Annotated in this window: 11 protein-coding genes, 3 tRNA genes and 4 pseudogenes; 16 read left to right on the forward strand and 2 right to left on the reverse strand. The window is 56.8% G+C overall.

The window, feature by feature from the left end:
• Positions 1-165: 165 nt before the first annotated feature.
• The 15 genes and pseudogenes from ftsH to AB4N76_RS18320 all read left to right on the forward strand — a co-directional run bounded on the left by ftsH (position 166) and on the right by AB4N76_RS18320 (position 14844).
• The gene (gene ftsH / locus AB4N76_RS18250) at positions 166-2076 is read left to right on the forward strand and encodes an ATP-dependent zinc metalloprotease FtsH (protein ID WP_046031926.1); all 1911 of its coding nucleotides are present in this window, start codon (positions 166-168) and stop codon (positions 2074-2076) included.
• A gap of 8 nt (positions 2077-2084) precedes the next feature.
• The gene (gene folP, locus AB4N76_RS18255; protein ID WP_046031927.1) at positions 2085-2936 is read left to right on the forward strand and encodes a dihydropteroate synthase; all 852 of its coding nucleotides are present in this window, start codon (positions 2085-2087) and stop codon (positions 2934-2936) included.
• 16 nt (positions 2937-2952) lie between these two features.
• Positions 2953-4290 carry a phosphoglucosamine mutase gene (gene glmM, locus AB4N76_RS18260; RefSeq protein WP_046031928.1) on the forward strand — a complete coding sequence of 446 codons (1338 nt, stop codon included), beginning with the start codon at positions 2953-2955 and terminating at the stop codon, positions 4288-4290.
• Positions 4291-4356: 66 nt separating this feature from the next.
• On the forward strand, positions 4357-5112 hold the full coding sequence (gene tpiA / locus AB4N76_RS18265; protein WP_046031929.1) for a triose-phosphate isomerase: 756 nt from the start codon (positions 4357-4359) through the stop codon (positions 5110-5112).
• A gap of 4 nt (positions 5113-5116) precedes the next feature.
• Positions 5117-5501 (forward strand): annotated as a pseudogene (gene secG, locus AB4N76_RS18270) (preprotein translocase subunit SecG).
• Positions 5502-5523: 22 nt separating this feature from the next.
• Positions 5524-5609, forward strand: a tRNA-Leu gene (locus tag AB4N76_RS18275).
• Between the two features lie 97 nt (positions 5610-5706).
• Positions 5707-5783, forward strand: a tRNA-Met gene (locus AB4N76_RS18280).
• A 139-nt stretch (positions 5784-5922) separates the two neighbouring features.
• Positions 5923-6381, forward strand: a complete 459-nt coding sequence (gene rimP, locus AB4N76_RS18285) for a ribosome maturation factor RimP (RefSeq protein WP_010463487.1) — start codon at positions 5923-5925, stop codon at positions 6379-6381.
• Positions 6382-6428: 47 nt separating this feature from the next.
• Positions 6429-7907 (forward strand): annotated as a pseudogene (gene nusA, locus AB4N76_RS18290) (transcription termination factor NusA).
• 27 nt (positions 7908-7934) lie between these two features.
• A pseudogene (gene infB, locus AB4N76_RS18295) lies at positions 7935-10467 on the forward strand (translation initiation factor IF-2).
• Between the two features lie 159 nt (positions 10468-10626).
• The gene (rbfA, locus tag AB4N76_RS18300) at positions 10627-11028 is read left to right on the forward strand and encodes a 30S ribosome-binding factor RbfA (protein WP_008149016.1); all 402 of its coding nucleotides are present in this window, start codon (positions 10627-10629) and stop codon (positions 11026-11028) included.
• A 3-nt stretch (positions 11029-11031) separates the two neighbouring features.
• Positions 11032-11949: a tRNA pseudouridine(55) synthase TruB gene (gene truB, locus AB4N76_RS18305; RefSeq protein WP_027924464.1), complete on the forward strand. Its 918-nt coding sequence runs from the start codon at positions 11032-11034 to the stop codon at positions 11947-11949.
• 117 nt (positions 11950-12066) lie between these two features.
• Positions 12067-12336 (forward strand): 30S ribosomal protein S15, encoded by a 270-nt coding sequence (rpsO, locus tag AB4N76_RS18310; protein ID WP_003177875.1) that lies wholly within the window; start codon positions 12067-12069, stop codon positions 12334-12336.
• Between the two features lie 198 nt (positions 12337-12534).
• Positions 12535-14638: pseudogene (gene pnp, locus AB4N76_RS18315) on the forward strand (polyribonucleotide nucleotidyltransferase).
• A gap of 130 nt (positions 14639-14768) precedes the next feature.
• Positions 14769-14844: transfer RNA gene (locus AB4N76_RS18320), tRNA-Thr, on the forward strand.
• 9 nt (positions 14845-14853) lie between these two features.
• Here the strand turns inward: AB4N76_RS18320 and AB4N76_RS18325 are convergent.
• Positions 14854-15894: a hypothetical protein gene (locus AB4N76_RS18325; protein ID WP_460163356.1), complete on the reverse strand. Its 1041-nt coding sequence runs from the start codon at positions 15892-15894 to the stop codon at positions 14854-14856.
• A gap of 315 nt (positions 15895-16209) precedes the next feature.
• Between AB4N76_RS18325 and AB4N76_RS18330 the strand changes: the two genes are divergently transcribed.
• A complete protein-coding gene (locus tag AB4N76_RS18330) occupies positions 16210-16515 on the forward strand; it encodes a DUF6388 family protein (RefSeq protein ID WP_046031932.1) in 306 nt (101 codons plus the stop codon).
• A gap of 51 nt (positions 16516-16566) precedes the next feature.
• On the opposite strand, the gene nadC is transcribed toward AB4N76_RS18330, so the two are convergent.
• The gene (gene nadC, locus AB4N76_RS18335; RefSeq protein WP_046031933.1) at positions 16567-17415 is read right to left on the reverse strand and encodes a carboxylating nicotinate-nucleotide diphosphorylase; all 849 of its coding nucleotides are present in this window, start codon (positions 17413-17415) and stop codon (positions 16567-16569) included.
• Between the last annotated feature and the right edge of the window lie 163 nt (positions 17416-17578).

Below are 17578 nucleotides of genomic sequence, written 5' to 3' on the forward strand. Positions count from 1 at the left end.
TTCGCCCCGTGAGCATTAGCGAATATTGTGTAGAAAGTGTTTCACAAAGGGTTACAGACGGCGCCTGCCAGAGCCGTAGGTAATGTAGTAAGTTAGGCCGGTGAATATCATGCGAAGCGCGCGCCATTAGCGGAGCTTGCTTCAGAGGGTAGTTAATTGAACGATATGGCAAAGAATCTGATCCTGTGGTTGATCATCGCGGCTGTCCTGGTGACAGTGATGAACAACTTCTCCAGCCCTAACGAGCCGCAGACCCTCAACTATTCCGACTTCATCCAGCAGGTCAAGGATGGCAAGGTCGAGCGCGTAGCGGTTGACGGCTACGTGATTACCGGTAAACGCACCGATGGCGACAGCTTCAAGACCATTCGTCCGGCAATCCAGGACAACGGTCTGATCGGCGACCTCGTGGACAACCACGTCGTGGTCGAGGGCAAGCAGCCTGAACAGCAAAGCATCTGGACTCAACTCCTGGTCGCAAGCTTCCCGATCCTGGTGATCATCGCCGTGTTCATGTTCTTCATGCGGCAGATGCAGGGCGGAGCCGGTGGCAAGGGTGGGCCGATGAGCTTCGGCAAGAGCAAGGCGCGCCTGCTCTCTGAAGATCAGGTGAAAACCACTCTGGCTGACGTTGCCGGTTGCGACGAAGCCAAGGAAGAAGTCGGCGAACTGGTCGAGTTTCTCCGTGATCCGGGCAAATTCCAGCGCCTGGGCGGCCGTATTCCTCGTGGTGTGCTGATGGTCGGCCCTCCGGGTACCGGTAAAACCTTGCTGGCCAAGGCGATTGCCGGCGAAGCGAAAGTACCGTTCTTCACCATTTCCGGTTCCGACTTCGTTGAAATGTTTGTTGGTGTCGGTGCCAGCCGTGTTCGCGATATGTTCGAGCAGGCCAAGAAACATGCGCCATGCATCATCTTCATCGACGAAATCGACGCCGTCGGTCGCCATCGTGGCGCCGGCATGGGCGGCGGTCACGATGAGCGCGAGCAGACTCTCAACCAGTTGCTGGTGGAGATGGACGGCTTTGAAATGAATGACGGCATCATCGTTATTGCGGCAACCAACCGTCCGGACGTACTGGACCCTGCGTTGCTGCGTCCAGGCCGCTTCGACCGTCAGGTTGTGGTCGGTCTGCCGGATATTCGTGGTCGCGAACAGATTCTCAAGGTGCACATGCGTAAAGTGCCAATGGGTGACGACGTTGCTCCAGCGGTGATCGCGCGTGGTACACCAGGTTTTTCCGGTGCTGACTTGGCTAACCTGGTGAACGAAGCTTCGTTGTTCGCTGCACGTGCCGGCAAGCGCATTGTTGAAATGAAAGAGTTCGAGCTGGCGAAAGACAAGATCATGATGGGTGCCGAGCGCAAATCCATGGTCATGTCCGAGAAGGAAAAGCAGAACACCGCTTATCACGAAGCTGGCCACGCAATTGTTGGTCGTGTCGTGCCTGAGCATGATCCGGTCTATAAAGTCTCGATCATCCCGCGCGGTCGTGCGCTGGGTGTGACCATGTTCCTGCCTGAAGAAGACCGATACAGCCTGTCCAAGCGCGCGCTGATCAGCCAGATCTGCTCGCTGTACGGTGGTCGTATCGCTGAAGAAATGACCTTGGGTTTCGATGGTGTCACCACAGGTGCGTCCAACGACATCATGCGTGCCAGCCAGATCGCGCGGAACATGGTCACCAAGTGGGGCTTGTCGGAAAAACTCGGTCCATTGATGTATGCCGAAGAAGAGGGTGAAGTATTCCTCGGTCGCGGCGGTGGCGGCCAGAGTGCAAGTTTCTCTGGTGAGACAGCCAAGCTGATTGACTCCGAAGTGCGCAGCATCATTGACCAGTGCTACGGTACGGCCAAACAGATCCTCACGGACAACCGTGACAAGCTTGATGCAATGGCCGATGCCTTGATGAAGTACGAGACGATCGATGCCGATCAGATCGATGACATCATGGCGGGTCGTGCGCCTCGCGAGCCTCGTGACTGGTCGGGTGGCACCGGTACTTCCGGTACACCTCCGGTGGTGCAGGATGAGCGTCCGGAAACACCGATCGGCGGTCCGGCTGCTGACGTATAAGGTTTGAAATGACTTTAGTTCCGTCTTCGACCCGGTTGCCTTGCGGCAACCGGGTTCTTGATTTGGCCCAGACGCATGTCATGGGTATCCTCAATGTCACACCCGATTCCTTTTCTGATGGTGGTCGATACAGTCAGCTCGATGCTGCGCTGCGTCATGCCGAGTCGATGGTGGCGGCGGGTGCGACGCTGATTGATGTCGGTGGCGAATCGACCCGCCCTGGTGCCCGTGCGGTTTCACCGCTTGAGGAGCTGGAGCGCGTAGCGCCTATCGTTGAGCGAATCAATCGCGAGCTCGATGTGATTATTTCTGTCGATACCTCCACGCCAGCGGTCATGCGCGAGACTGCGCGGTTGGGTGCGGGGTTGATCAATGATGTGCGTTCGTTGCGTCGGGACGGTGCCCTGGATGCAGCGGCGGCTACCGGGCTGCCGGTGTGTCTGATGCACATGCTCGGCGAGCCGGGCGACATGCAGGATAATCCGCATTATCAGGACGTAACCAGAGAAGTAGGCGAATTTCTCGTCGGGCGCATGGAGCAGTGTGCATCGGTGGGTATCCCGCCAGAGCGAATTATTCTGGATCCGGGTTTTGGCTTCGCGAAAACCTTGCAGCACAATCTAAGCTTGTTTAAGCATATGCAAGCCTTGCATGCCTTGGGGCGGCCCCTGTTGGTCGGGGTTTCGCGAAAGAGCATGATTGGTCAAGCCTTGAATCGTCCGGTTGGAGAGCGTCTGTACGGTGGTCTGGCGCTTGCGGCGCTGGCTTCGGCCAAGGGGGCGCGTATATTGCGCGTCCATGATGTAGCCGAAACAGTGGACGTGGTGCGGATGATCGCCGCAGTGGAATCAGCCGAATAAGAATGATGGAGCACTTATGAGCAAAAAATATTTTGGTACTGACGGTATTCGTGGCCGTGTTGGTGAATACCCGATTACTCCTGACTTCATGCTCAAGCTAGGCTGGGCTGCTGGTATGGCGTTCCGCAAAATGGGCGCCTGCAAGGTGTTGGTTGGCAAGGACACCCGGATCTCGGGTTACATGTTTGAATCCGCGCTTGAGGCCGGCCTGACGTCGGCGGGTGCTGACGTGATGCTCCTGGGGCCGATGCCAACTCCGGCGATCGCGTACCTGACGCGCACATTTCATGCTGAAGCCGGTATCGTGATCAGTGCCTCGCACAACCCTCACGACGACAACGGCATCAAGTTCTTCTCCGGAAAAGGTACCAAGCTTCCTGACGAAATCGAGTTGATGATCGAAGAGTTGCTCGATACTCCGATGACCGTGGTTGAGTCGAGCAAGATCGGTAAGGTCTCGCGAATCAACGACGCATCGGGTCGCTACATCGAATTTTGCAAGAGCAGCGTTCCGACCGGCACCAGCTTCACTGGGCTGAAGATCGTGATCGACTGTGCCCATGGCGCGACCTACAAGGTTGCACCTAGCGTATTCCGTGAGCTTGGTGCTGAAGTCGTTGTGCTTTCCGCCCAGCCCAATGGCCTGAACATCAATGACAACTGTGGCTCAACTCATATGGGGCAACTGCAGGCAGCGGTATTGGCCGAGCATGCCGATCTGGGTATCGCCTTTGATGGTGATGGTGATCGTGTCCTGATGGTCGATCACACCGGTGCCATTGTTGATGGTGACGAGCTGCTGTACATCATCGCCCGCGATTTGCATGGGCGCGACAAGCTGCAAGGTGGCGTGGTTGGTACGCTGATGAGTAACCTCGGGCTGGAATTGGCCTTGGCGGACTTGTCGATTCCTTTTGTTCGCGCCAATGTTGGTGACCGTTATGTCATCGCGGACTTGCTGGAGCGTAACTGGCTGGTGGGTGGTGAAAACTCGGGTCATATCGTCTGCTTCAATCACACCACTACAGGTGACGCGATCATTGCTGCCTTGCAGGTGCTGATGGCGCTTAAAAGGCGCTCCGAGGGCCTGGCCCAGGCTCGTCAAGCGCTTCGCAAGTGCCCTCAGGTGTTGATCAATGTCCGGTTTGGCGGTGGTGCCAGCCCGCTCGATCATCCGGCGGTCAAGGAAGCCAGCGACCGTGTCACCAAGGCTATGGCGGGTCGTGGTCGTGTGCTCTTGCGCAAGTCCGGTACAGAGCCATTGGTACGTGTCATGGTCGAAGGCGAAGACGAAACGCAGGTTCGTGGTTACGCAGAAGAGCTGGCAAAACTGGTTACTGAAGTTTCTGCCTGAATTCGGCTTGCCAGCCTTGATTGTGTTGGGTAACATCTGCGCCCACTTTGACCGACGAGGTACAGCATGCGTCGCCCTATGGTAGCTGGTAACTGGAAGATGCACGGTACCCGCGCCAGCGTCGCTGAGCTGATCAACGGCCTTCGTGACTTGGCCTTGCCGAGCGGTGTTGATGTAGCGGTATTCCCGTCCTGCCTGCATATCAATCAAGTGATTGATGGCTTGCAAGGAAAGTCGATCTCGGTCGGCGCGCAGGACTCTGCGGTGGAATCCGAGCAAGGTGCGTTGACCGGTGAGGTTGCGCCGAGTCAGTTGGTGGATGCAGGTTGTTCCCTGGTGCTTGTCGGGCACTCCGAGCGCCGCCAGATAATGGGCGAGCAGGATGCAGTGCTGATTCGCAAGTTCGCAGCGGCACAGGCATCTGGCTTGATTCCGGTGTTGTGCATAGGGGAGACCCTTGAGCAGCGTGAAGCCGGGAAAACGATCGAAGTTGTCTCAGCTCAGCTGAACAGCATTATCGACGAGCTGGGTGTTGGTGTGTTTGCAAAGGCTGTGATCGCTTACGAGCCGGTCTGGGCCATTGGCACCGGGCTGACGGCTTCGCCGCAACAGGCGCAGGATGTGCATGCAGCCATTCGGGCGCAGTTGGCGGAAAAGAATTCTGAAATCGCACAAGGTGTGCGGCTTCTATACGGCGGCAGCGTGAAGGCGGCCAATGCGGTCGAACTGTTCGGCATGCCGGATATCGATGGGGGTCTCATTGGTGGGGCTTCCCTGAATGCAGATGAGTTCGGTGCGATCTGTCGCGCCGCGGGAAACTGAAAAAATGCTGGAAACAGTCGTAGTCGTTTTTCATCTGCTGGGTGCATTGGGCGTAGTTGCTCTGGTATTGCTGCAGCAGGGTAAAGGTGCGGATGCTGGTGCGTCTTTCGGAGCAGGTGCTTCAAATACTGTGTTCGGAAGCCAAGGTTCCTCTACCTTTCTTAGTAAGTTTACTGCTATACTTGCCGCAGGTTTCTTCATAACCAGCTTAGGGTTAGGTTACTTTGCTAAAGAGAAAGCTCACCAGCTGACTCAAGTAGGTTTGCCAAACCCAGCGGTGTTGGAAGTTCCAAAGCAACAACCGGCTTCTGATGATGTCCCGGTGCTTCAAGAGCAAAAAGTCGGCTACTCCAGCGACTGATGTGCCTCCAGCTCAAGAGCAGAAGTAAGAAGGGTTTCAAACGTAGTATCGCCGAGGTGGTGGAATTGGTAGACACGCAACCTTGAGGTGGTTGTGCCCATAGGGTGTAGGGGTTCGAGTCCCCTTCTCGGTACCAATTAGTCAGGAGAGCCCGCTGTTGCGGGCTTTCTTGCAGGTGGAAGGTTACATTGACCCTGTAGGGGATCGGTCGTATACTTCCGCCCCAGCTTTGTCGCGGGGTGGAGCAGTCTGGTAGCTCGTCGGGCTCATAACCCGAAGGTCGTCGGTTCAAATCCGGCCCCCGCAACCAGTTTAAGGAGCCCCTTTTAAGGGGCTTTTTGTTAGCTGGACACTTTCAACGCCGCTGTTCGACGGCGTTTCAAGGATGGGCGTTTCGCCCATTTTTTTATTTTGCATAGCATGCACATACATGCACGAGGGGGGTTCAGGTGTCGAGCAAGCTAGAAGAGTTGCAGGCCTTGTTGGCCCCGGTGGTCGTGGCCCTGGGCTATGAATGCTGGGGTATCGAGTTTTCGGCTCAGGGTCGTCACTCGATGTTGCGCGTTTATATTGATAAAGAGGGCGGCGTGCTGGTGGACGATTGCGCCATTGTCAGCCGTCAGATCAGCGGTGTCCTGGATGTTGAAGATCCCATCGCCGTTGAATACACCCTTGAAGTTTCCTCGCCTGGCATGGAACGCCCTCTGTTCACTATTGAGCAGTTTGCAAAATTTGCCGGTGAACAAGTGAAGATCAAGCTGCGCTCGCCTTTTGAAGGACGACGCAACTTTCAGGGCCTTCTGCGCGGTGTAGAAGAACAGGACGTCGTGGTGCAGGTGGAAGACCATGAGTTCCTGTTGCCGATCGATATGATCGACAAGGCCAACATTATTCCCAGTTTTGACTGAGACGCGGATCCCGCGGATCCAATGGCTTGCGAAAGGCGAGGCGTACGATGAGCAAAGAAGTACTGCTGGTTGTTGAGTCGGTATCCAATGAAAAGGGCGTACCGGCAAACGTAATTTTGAAGCGCTGGAGCTGGCCCTGGCCACTGCTACCAAAAGCGTTTCGAGGACGAAGTCGATCTGCGTGTGGAAATCAATCGCCACACCGGTGCTTATGAGACATTCCGTCGTTGGACGGTCGTCGAAGAAGCAGATCTGGACGATCCGGCCATCGAAACCTGGCCGAGCAAGGTTGCGGAAACGCATCCTGGTGCCAAGGTTGGTGATGTAGTCGAAGAAAAGATCGAGTCCATCGAGTTCGGTCGCATCGCTGCACAGACTGCCAAGCAAGTCATTGTGCAGAAAGTTCGCGAAGCCGAGCGTGCTCAAGTCGTTGATGCCTATCGCGAGCGCCTGGGGGAAATCATCTCCGGCACCGTGAAGAAAGTGACCCGCGACAATGTGATTGTCGACCTGGGTAACAACGCTGAAGCGCTGCTGGCTCGTGAAGACATCATTTCTCGCGAAACTTTCCGTGTTGGCGTACGTCTGCGTGCGCTGCTCAAGAAATCCGCACCGAGAACCGCGGCCCGCAGTTGATCCTGTCGCGCACCGCGCCGGAAATGCTGATCGAGTTGTTCCGCATCGAAGTGCCGGAAATTGCTGAAGGCCTGATCGAAGTAATGGCTGCATCCCGTGATCCGGGTTCGCGCGCCAAGATCGCGGTCCGCTCCAAGGACAAACGCATCGACCCGCAGGGCGCTTGCATCGGTATGCGCGGTTCGCGCGTCCAGGCAGTGTCGGGTGAGTTGGGCGGTGAGCGTGTGGACATCGTCCTGTGGGACGACAACCCGGCTCAGTTCGTAATCAACGCCATGTCCCCGGCTGAAGTTGCGGCAATTATCGTTGACGAAGATGCCCATGCAATGGACATCGCCGTTGGCGCAGACAATCTGGCTCAGGCCATCGGTCGTGGTGGTCAGAACGTGCGTCTGGCTAGCCAATTGACTGGCTGGACCCTGAACGTGATGACCGAATCGGACATCCAGGCTAAGCAGCAAGCAGAAACCGGCGACATCCTGCGCAACTTCATCGACGAGCTGGAAGTCGACGAAGACCTGGCGCAGGTGCTGGTAGATGAAGGCTTCACCAGCCTGGAAGAGATTGCCTACGTACCGTTGGAAGAAATGCTCAACATCGACGGCTTTGACGAAGAAACCGTCAACGAGCTTCGCGCTCGTGCCAAGGATCGTTTGTTGACCAAAGCCATCGCTACTGAGGAAAAGCTGGCAGACGCCCATCCGGCCGAAGACCTGCTCTCGCTTGAGGGTATGGACAAGGATTTGGCGATGGAACTGGCGGTGCGCGGCGTAATTACCCGCGAAGACCTGGCCGAGCAGTCTATTGACGACCTGCTCGACATCGACGGCATTGACGATGATCGTGCCGGCAAGTTGATCATGGCCGCCCGAGCCCACTGGTTCGAGTAATTAGGCGCGGCCTGAGGAGAGAAGTGCATGACGCAAGTCACGGTGAAACAACTGGCCGATGAGGTCAAAACACCGGTAGAGCGCCTGTTGCAGCAGATGCGTGAGGCAGGTCTGCCGCACACCGCCGCCGAAGAAAGTGTGACTGACAGTGAGAAGCAATCTTTGCTGACTCACTGAAAAGCAGCCACAAGGCGAAAGTGGAAGAACCACGCAAGATCACGCTGCAGCGTAAAACCACCAGCACCCTGCGTGTTGCTGGCAGCAAGAGCATCAGCGTTGAAGTCCGTAAAAAGAAAGTTTTCGTACAACGCAGCCCGGAAGAAATCGAAGCCGAGCGCAAACGCGAACTGGATGAACGTCGCGCAGTAGAAAATGCTGCTCGTCAGAAGGCTGAAGAAGAAGCCAAGCGTCGCGCCGAAGAAGAAGCGCGTCGCCAGCCTGCTGCTGCTGCGCAAAACGGTTCGACTGACGCTGTTGCAGCGCCTGCTGCAGTTGCTGAACCTGTGCGTGAAAGCGCGCCGGTTGTAGCGGCTGCACCAGCACCGTCTGCTGACGTTCGCAACAAGCAGAACGAACAGCGCCGTCCGGACAAACCACGTGCCGACGATAACAATCGTCGCAGCGGCGGTGGTGATGGCGAGCGCAAAAACGCTCCGCATCGTGCTTCGGTCAAAGAGAAAGCGCCTGCGCCACGTGTTGCGCCACGTACTACCGACGAAGAAAGCGATGGCTTCCGTCGTGGTGGTCGCGGCAAGGCCAAGCTGAAGAAACGCAACGCCCACGGTTTCCAGAGCCCAACCGGCCCTGTCGTGCGTGATGTGCAGATTGGCGAGACCATCACTGTTGGCGATCTCGCCAATCAGATGTCGGTCAAGGCTGCTGAAATCATCAAGTTCATGTTCAAACTGGGTACTCCAGCGACCATCAACCAGGTGCTTGATCAGGAAACTGCTCAGCTGGTAGCCGAAGAACTGGGCCACAAAGTGACCCTGGTCAGCGACACCGCCCTGGAAGATTCCCTGGCCGAGTCCCTGAAGTTTGAAGGTGAGACGTTCTCCCGTGCACCGGTTGTGACCGTCATGGGCCACGTTGACCACGGTAAAACCTCGCTGCTCGACTACATCCGTCGTGCGAAGGTAGCTGCTGGCGAAGCCGGCGGTATCACCCAGCACATCGGTGCGTACCACGTTGAAACTGATCGCGGCATGGTCACTTTCCTCGACACCCCGGGTCACGCCGCGTTTACCGCAATGCGTGCCCGTGGTGCCAAGGCGACCGACATCGTGATCCTGGTGGTTGCAGCGGACGACGGCGTGATGCCGCAGACCATTGAAGCCGTTCAGCACGCCAAGGCTGCCGGTGTTCCACTGGTTGTTGCAGTGAACAAAATCGACAAGCCGGGCGCTGATCTCGATCGCATCCGTAGCGAGCTGTCGGTTCACGGCGTGACCTCGGAAGAGTGGGGCGGCGACACCCCGTTCGTATCGGTTTCGGCGAAGTCGGTACTGGTGTGGACGAGTTGCTCGAAGCTGTTCTGCTGCAAGCTGAAGTTCTGGAACTGAAAGCGACTCCATCGGCTCCTGGCCGCGGCGTCGTGGTTGAATCGCGTCTCGACAAAGGTCGTGGCCCGGTTGCAACCGTTCTGGTTCAAGACGGTACCCTGCGCCAAGGCGACATGGTGCTGGTCGGTTCGAACTACGGCCGTGTACGTGCCATGCTCGACGAGAACGGCAAGCCGATCAAAGAAGCCGGTCCTTCCATCCCTGTCGAGATCCTCGGCCTGGACGGTACCCCGGACGCTGGCGATGAGATGAGCGTGCTGTCGGACGAGAAGAAAGCCCGTGAAGTGGCTCTGTTCCGTCAAGGCAAGTTCCGCGAAGTCAAGCTGGCCCGTGCTCACGCCGGCAAGCTTGAAAACATCTTCGAAAACATGGGTCAGGCAGAGAAGAAGACGCTCAACATCGTCCTCAAATCCGACGTCCGTGGTTCGCTGGAAGCGTTGAACGGTGCCTTGAACGGCCTGGGTAACGACGAAGTGCAAGTGCGTGTTGTGGGTGGCGGCGTGGGTGGTATCACCGAGTCCGACGCTAACCTGGCACTGGCCTCCAACGCTGTACTGTTCGGCTTCAACGTGCGTGCCGATGCTGGCGCTCGCAAGATCGTCGAGCAGGAAGGTCTGGATATGCGTTACTACAACGTGATCTACGACATCATCGAAGACGTCAAGAAAGCCCTGACCGGTATGCTGGGCAGCGATGTTCGCGAGAACATCCTGGGTACTGCTGAAGTGCGTGACGTGTTCCGTTCGCCGAAGTTTGGCGCGATCGCCGGTTGCATGGTTATCGAAGGTGTTGTTCACCGTAACCGTCCAATCCGTGTACTGCGTGAAGACATCGTTATCTTCGAAGGCGAGCTGGAATCCCTGCGCCGCTTCAAGGATGACGCTTCCGAAGTACGTGCCGGCATGGAATGCGGTATCGGCGTGAAGAGCTACAACGACGTCAAAGTCGGTGACAAGATCGAAGTCTTCGAGAAGGTTCAGGTTGCTCGCAGCCTCTAACTCGCGCACTTCAAGGGCCACGTCGAGCCGCCGCATGCAGATGCGCGGCGCAGCGTCAGGACTCTAAACGCAACGCCCGGTCTGGCTTTTGTCAGGCCGGGCGTTTGCCACTTTCAGACCCCTCGGGTTTCACCGTGGGGCAGTAACAGGTAACAAGACATGGCAAAAGAATACAGCCGTACCCAACGTATCGGCGATCAGATGCAGCGTGAGCTGGCACAACTGATCCGTCGTGAAGTCAAAGACCCGCGCGTCGGTCTGGTCACCATTACCGCTGTTGAAGTCAGCCGTGACGTCGGTCACGCCAAGATCTTCATCACCGTGATGGGCCAGGACAACGCCGAAGACATCGCGCAAAGCATCAAGGTGCTCAACTCTGCTGCCGGTTTCCTGCGCATGCAGTTGGCTCGCGAAATGAAGTTGCGCAGCGTTCCGCAGTTGCACTTCCATTACGACGAAAGCGTCGTGCGTGGCGCGCATCTGTCGGCCCTGATCGAGCGTGCGGTCGCTGAAGACAATCAGCACCCGGTAGCGGCTGAAGCCGAAGACACCAAGGAGTAATCGGTGGCTCAGGTCAAACGTATCCGTCGTAACGTCAGCGGTATTATTCTGCTCGACAAACCGCTGGGGTTCACCTCCAACGCGGCGCTGCAAAAGGTTCGCTGGTTGCTCAATGCCGAGAAGGCCGGGCACACCGGCAGTCTCGATCCGCTGGCCACCGGTGTTTTGCCGTTGTGCTTTGGTGAGGCGACCAAGTTCTCGCAGTACCTGCTCGATTCCGACAAGGGTTACGAAACCCTGGCGCAATTAGGCAAGACCACCACCACGGCCGATGCCGAGGGTGAAGTTTTGCAGGAGCGTCCGGTGACCGTTGGTCGCGCCGATGTCGAAGCTGTTTTACCCGGTTTTCGTGGGCAAATCAGTCAGATACCGCCGATGTACTCGGCGCTCAAGCGTGATGGGCAGCCGCTGTACAAGCTGGCCCGTGCAGGCGAAGTAGTGGAGCGCGAACCGCGTTCTGTTACTATTGCGCGCTTGGAATTGCTGGCCTTTGAGGGTGATACTGCGCGGCTTGCGGTGGATTGCAGCAAAGGCACCTATATCCGCACCCTGGTGGAGGATATCGGTGAGAAACTCGGTTGTGGCGCTTACGTTGCTGAATTGCGACGTACCCAGGCCGGGCCTTTCACGCTGGCGCAGACGGTCACGCTCGAAGAGTTGGAAGCAGTACATGCCGAAGGCGGCAATGAAGCGGTTGATCGCTTCCTGATGCCATCGGACAGTGGCTTGCTGGATTGGCCGCTGTTGCAGTTCTCGGAGCACAGCTCGTTCTACTGGCTTAACGGCCAACCGGTACGAGCCCCGGATGCACCGAAGTTCGGCATGGTGCGGGTACAGGATCACAACGGTCGTTTCATCGGTATCGGTGAAGTGAGCGAAGACGGGCGCATCGCGCCGCGTCGACTGATTCGGTCAGAATGACCGGACGAGGGTGGCTGTTAACAGGCACGGTCACTACTCATTTTTAGATACAGGGATTTGTCCCTGGCCTGTTGAAACTGTTTTTCTGAAACAGTTTCCTGATAAAAGGATTGCCTCATGGCTCTCGACGTTCAAGAAAAAGCTCAAATCGTAGCTGACTACCAGCAAGCTGTTGGTGACACTGGTTCGCCAGAAGTGCAAGTTGCACTGCTGACCCACAACATCAACAAGCTGCAAGGTCACTTCAAGGCCAACGGTAAAGATCACCACTCCCGTCGTGGTCTGATCCGCATGGTAAACCAGCGTCGTAAGCTGCTGGACTACCTGAAAGGCAAGGATCTGGGTCGCTATCAGACTCTGATCGGTCGCCTGGGTCTGCGTCGCTAATAAGCGATTGCGCTAGAGGTTGGTTGTCTGTCGTTCGTCAGTGGGTTTCCTGCTGGCGCATGGCGAGGCTCCCAGCCTCAAGTTTTATCTGGATACCTGCTTTACCCTGGACAATCACTGTCGGGCCGATTCCCGGCGTTGCCCAAGAATTTCGCAAGAAGACAAGTTCCCCAAGAGCCACAAAGAAGGTAGGACACCGTGAACCCGGTAATCAAAAAATTCCAGTTCGGTCAGTCGACCGTTACCCTCGAGACTGGCCGTATCGCCCGTCAGGCCTCCGGCGCAGTATTGGTCACCGTTGACGACGACGTCAGCGTATTGGTGACCGTAGTCGGTGCCAAGCAAGCCGATCCAGGCAAGGGCTTCTTCCCTCTGTCCGTTCACTACCAGGAAAAAACTTACGCTGCCGGTAAGATCCCTGGCGGTTTCTTCAAGCGCGAAGGCCGTCCTTCCGAGAAGAAACCCTGACTTCCCGACTGATCGACCGTCCGATCCGTCCTCTGTTCCCAGAAGGCTTCATGAACGAAGTGCAGGTTGTCTGCACCGTCGTTTCCACCAGCAAGAAGACCGATCCGGACATCGCTGCGATGATCGGTACCTCGGCTGCCCTGGCCATCTCCGGCATTCCTTTCGATGGCCCGATCGGCGCTGCCCGCGTTGCGTTCCACGAAAGCACCGGCTACCTGCTGAACCCGACTTACGAACAACAGAAAGCTTCGAGCCTGGACATGGTCGTTGCCGGTACTTCGGAAGCCGTGTTGATGGTTGAATCGGAAGCCAAAGAGCTGACCGAAGACCAGATGCTGGGCGCGGTACTGTTTGCTCACGACGAGTTCCAGGTTGTGATCAACGCCGTTAAAGAACTGGCTGCCGAAGCTGCCAAGCCGACCTGGACCTGGGCTCCACAGCCGAAGCCACTGCTCTGCTGGGCGCTATCCGTGCCGAGTTCGGCGACGCGATCTCCCAGGCTTACACCATCACCATCAAGGCCGACCGTTACGCTCGCCTGGGTGAGCTGAAAGACCAGGTTGTTGCCAAGCTGTCCGGTGAAGAAGGCCAACCTTCGTCCAGCGAAGTCAAAGCGGCTTTCGGCGAAATCGAATACCGCACCGTTCGCGAAAACATCGTTAACGGCAAGCCACGTATCGACGGCCGCGACACCAAGACCGTACGTCCGTTGAACATCGAAGTCGGTGTTCTGCCTAAGACCCACGGTTCGGCTTTGTTCACCCGTGGCGAAACCCAGGCTCTGGTTGTTGCAACACTGGGCACCGCCCGTGACGCACAACTGCTGGATACCTTGGAAGGCGAGAAAAAAGACCCGTTCATGCTGCACTACAACTTCCCTCCGTTCTCGGTAGGTGAGTGTGGTCGCATGGGTGGCGCTGGTCGTCGCGAAATCGGTCACGGCCGTCTGGCCCGTCGTTCGATTGCAGCCATGCTGCCTGCCGCTGACGTGTTCCCGTACACCATTCGTGTTGTGTCGGAAATCACCGAGTCCAACGGTTCGAGCTCGATGGCTTCCGTTTGCGGCGCTTCCCTGGCCCTGATGGACGCTGGCGTTCCGATGAAGGCACCGGTTGCCGGTATCGCGATGGGTCTGGTTAAAGAAGGCGAGAAATTCGCCATCCTGACCGACATCCTGGGTGACGAAGACCACCTCGGCGACATGGACTTCAAAGTAGCCGGTACCGCCAAGGGTGTTACCGCGCTGCAGATGGACATCAAGATCAAAGGCATCACCGAAGAAATCATGGAGATCGCTCTGGGCCAAGCCCTGGAAGCGCGCCTGAACATCCTCGGTCAGATGAACCAGATCATTGGCCAGTCGCGTACCGAACTGTCGGAAAACGCTCCGACCATGATCGCGATGAAAATCGACACCGACAAAATCCGTGATGTCATCGGTAAAGGCGGCGCGACCATTCGTGCGATCTGTGAAGAGACCAAGGCTTCGATCGATATCGAAGACGACGGCTCGATCAAGATCTTCGGCGAAACCAAGGAAGCGGCTGAGGCGGCACGCCAGCGCGTTCTGGGTATCACCGCTGAAGCTGAAATCGGCAAGATCTACGTAGGTAAGGTTGAGCGCATCGTCGACTTCGGCGCATTCGTCAACATCCTGCCAGGCAAGGACGGTCTGGTTCACATCTCGATGCTGAGCGACGCTCGCGTTGAGAAAGTGACCGACATCCTGAAAGAAGGCCAGGAAGTGGAAGTACTGGTACTGGACGTGGACAACCGCGGCCGTATCAAGCTGTCCATCAAAGACGTAGCAGCAGCCAAGGCTTCGGGCGTTTAATCAGCCCAATTCCTTAGCGCAATAAAAATGCCCCGCCGTGCAAACGGCGGGGCATTTTTTTGTCTGTTGAAATGACTGTGGCGAGCCTCAAGTTGCCGGACCTTGCGACCGGTGCTAGGTTTAGCCCACCGCCCGTGTAGCTCAGCCGGTAGAGCAGCGCACTCGTAACGCGAAGGTCGCAGGTTCGATTCCTGTCTCGGGCACCATTCCCCCGTTTATTTCACCTTTCTGCTCAGATCATCCACCTCGCGTTTGAGCTGATTCAGTTGATTGTCTTGATCGCTGACTTCCCGCTTCAGGCTGGACAGGTCGCTGGAGCTTGAGCTGGAACTCGATCCAGCACTGCGCTTGAGGTCTTCGACCTGGCTGGCGAGTCTCTTGAGGTCATTATCCTGTTCGTCGACTGAGCGCTTGAGACTGGCCACTTCGCTGGAGCTGGAGCTGGAGCTGGAGCTGGAGCTGGAGCCCGAGCTCGAACTGCTGCTGCGTTTGAGGTCGTCCATCTGACTGGCGAGCTTTTTCAGGTTGTTATCCTGCTCGCTGACGTTGCGTTTGAGATCAGAAACTTCGCTGGAGCTAGAGCTGGAACTCTGGCCACTGTTGCGCTTGAGCTCGTCCAACTGCTTGGCCATGGCGACCAGGCCGTTCTGCTGTTCGCTGACGGTACGCTTGAGGTCGGTCACTTCGCTGGAATTGGAACTGGTGCTTAAGCCGCTGTTGCGCTTTGGGTCGTCCACCGTCTTCACGAGGTTTTTCAGACCATTTTCCTGTTCGCTGGCCGTACGCTTGAGGTCCGTCATTTCGCTGGTGTTGGTGCTGGAGCTCGAACCGCTGTTGCGTTTGAGTTCGTCCATTGCCTTGGCGAGATTTTTCAGGCCGGTTTCGTGTTCGCCGAGGGTACGCTTGAGGTTGGTCACTTCGCTGGCGTTGGAGCTGGAACTGGAGCCGTTGTTACGCTTGAGCTCTTCGATGAGGCGCGCTTGTTCACTGACGGTTTTCTTCAGCTCTTCCAGATCAGCCGTATTGGTTTTTATGGTTCTTTGTAATTTCTCCACATCCTCGGTACTGACGCTGGATCTGACCATCACGTCTTTGCCGTAATAGTTGTGGAAAGCGAGAAATTTATCGGAAGTCGAAGCGCTGTCGGTGTTGTACTCCAAGGCTTGAGCGGTATTTGACAGCGCCAGGCTGCCAAGAAGAAGGGCGGCCGTGCCAGCAGAGAGAAGGGCAGACGAACATTTGGTAAGACTGGACATCACTAGGGTTCCTTGTGAAGTGCTTATATGGCACATCGCTATGACTTTACCTTTTACGTGTTGTTCCTGCGACGTGAGACATAATTTTCAGAAAGGCCCCTCCAGTCTTTTTTTGTAGATTTGATGTAAAAGTCCATATAAATCGGCAAGCAAACGTCCTATATTCGAAGCTTGCACAAGCACCGCTTTGCAGTTTTCAGATGATCCCCGAATGGTTCTGAAGGCCAGATAAACCGGGCTTCAACCGGTTTTTGCGTCAGAGAGATCCTTGATGATCCAGATCCATCTTCCATTCCCCAGATCAGCGAGAACGACATGACCGTTAAAGAGTTGACCCAGGAAGCCAGGCACGCAGAAGCGCTGAAGAAGTACGTGCTGGACGCGCCTGAATTGATGGACGAAATCAAAGACCTGCCCGCCGATGATCAGAAAGACCAGATCCAGTGGGCGTTCGAAGACGAGGCCGAGGCCCAGGGCTTGCAGCCGTGGGAATTGACGCTCAAGTACACCTCGACCCCGGAAGAGTACGAGGCTGCACGCCTGGCACTGCACAAGGAGGCGGCCGAGGTGTTGGGCGTTGAGTGGGAAGAGTACTGCGAGATGAACAATCTGGTGGTCTGACAAAAACGCCAGCCTGAACAAGGCTGGCGTTTTTCGTTCTACAAGGCTCGATCAGAGGCTTAACCGCATCGACAGATCGACAGCCTTCACGTCCTTGGTCATCGCGCCAATCGAGATGTAATCCACCCCGGTTTCGGCGATGGGCAGCAGCGTGCTTTCGTTGATCCCGCCACTGGCTTCCAGTTTTGCCTTGCCTGCGTTCAGACGCACGGCTTCGCGCATGTCATCCAGGCTCAATTCATCGAGCATGATGATGTCGGCACCCGCCGCCAGCGCTTCTTTGAGCTCATCCAGGCTTTCCACTTCGATCTCCACCGGTTTACCCGGGGCAATCTTGTGGGCGGCGTTAATGGCTTCCGGGATGCCACCGCTGGCAGCGATATGGTTTTCCTTGATCAGGAAGGCGTCGTAAAGGCCGATACGATGGTTATGGCAACCGCCGCAGGTGACTGCGTACTTTTGCGCCAGACGCAAGCCAGGCAGGGTTTTGCGGGTGTCGAGCAGCTTCACTTGAGTCTTGGCGACAAAGTCCGCCAGGTATTGCGCACGCGTGGCCACGCCCGACAGCATTTGCAGGAAGTTCAGCGCACTGCGTTCGCCGGTGAGCAGTGAGCGCGCCGGACCTTCCAGGTGGAACAGAATCTGATTGGGTATTACCCGCTCGCCATCCTTGACCTGCCAATGCACCGCAACCCGCGGGTCCAGTTGCCGGAACACAGCATCGACCCACGCCGTGCCGGCAATGACGGCGGCATCACGGGTGATGATGGTGGCTTTTGCCAGGCGCTCGGCCGGGATCAACTGCGCGGTGATATCGCCGCTGCCGATGTCTTCACGCAACGCACGGCGTACGTTGGCTTCGATTTCGGCAGTCAAATCGGCGAGGCGTAGATTCGGCATAACGGACTCCACAAACAAAGTGCCCCGATTATAGGGCCATGGCACGAATCAACCCAAGGTGTCCGAGGTGCTCCGTTGACGCTGAGGGCTGCAATTGGTCGATTCGCTGGCTAAGTCGATGCCCGCCTGCAGCGTCTATTTCAGTGCGAAGCGCCGACTCAAT

The sequence above is a fragment of the Pseudomonas sp. S2_F03 genome (genome assembly GCF_054668335.1).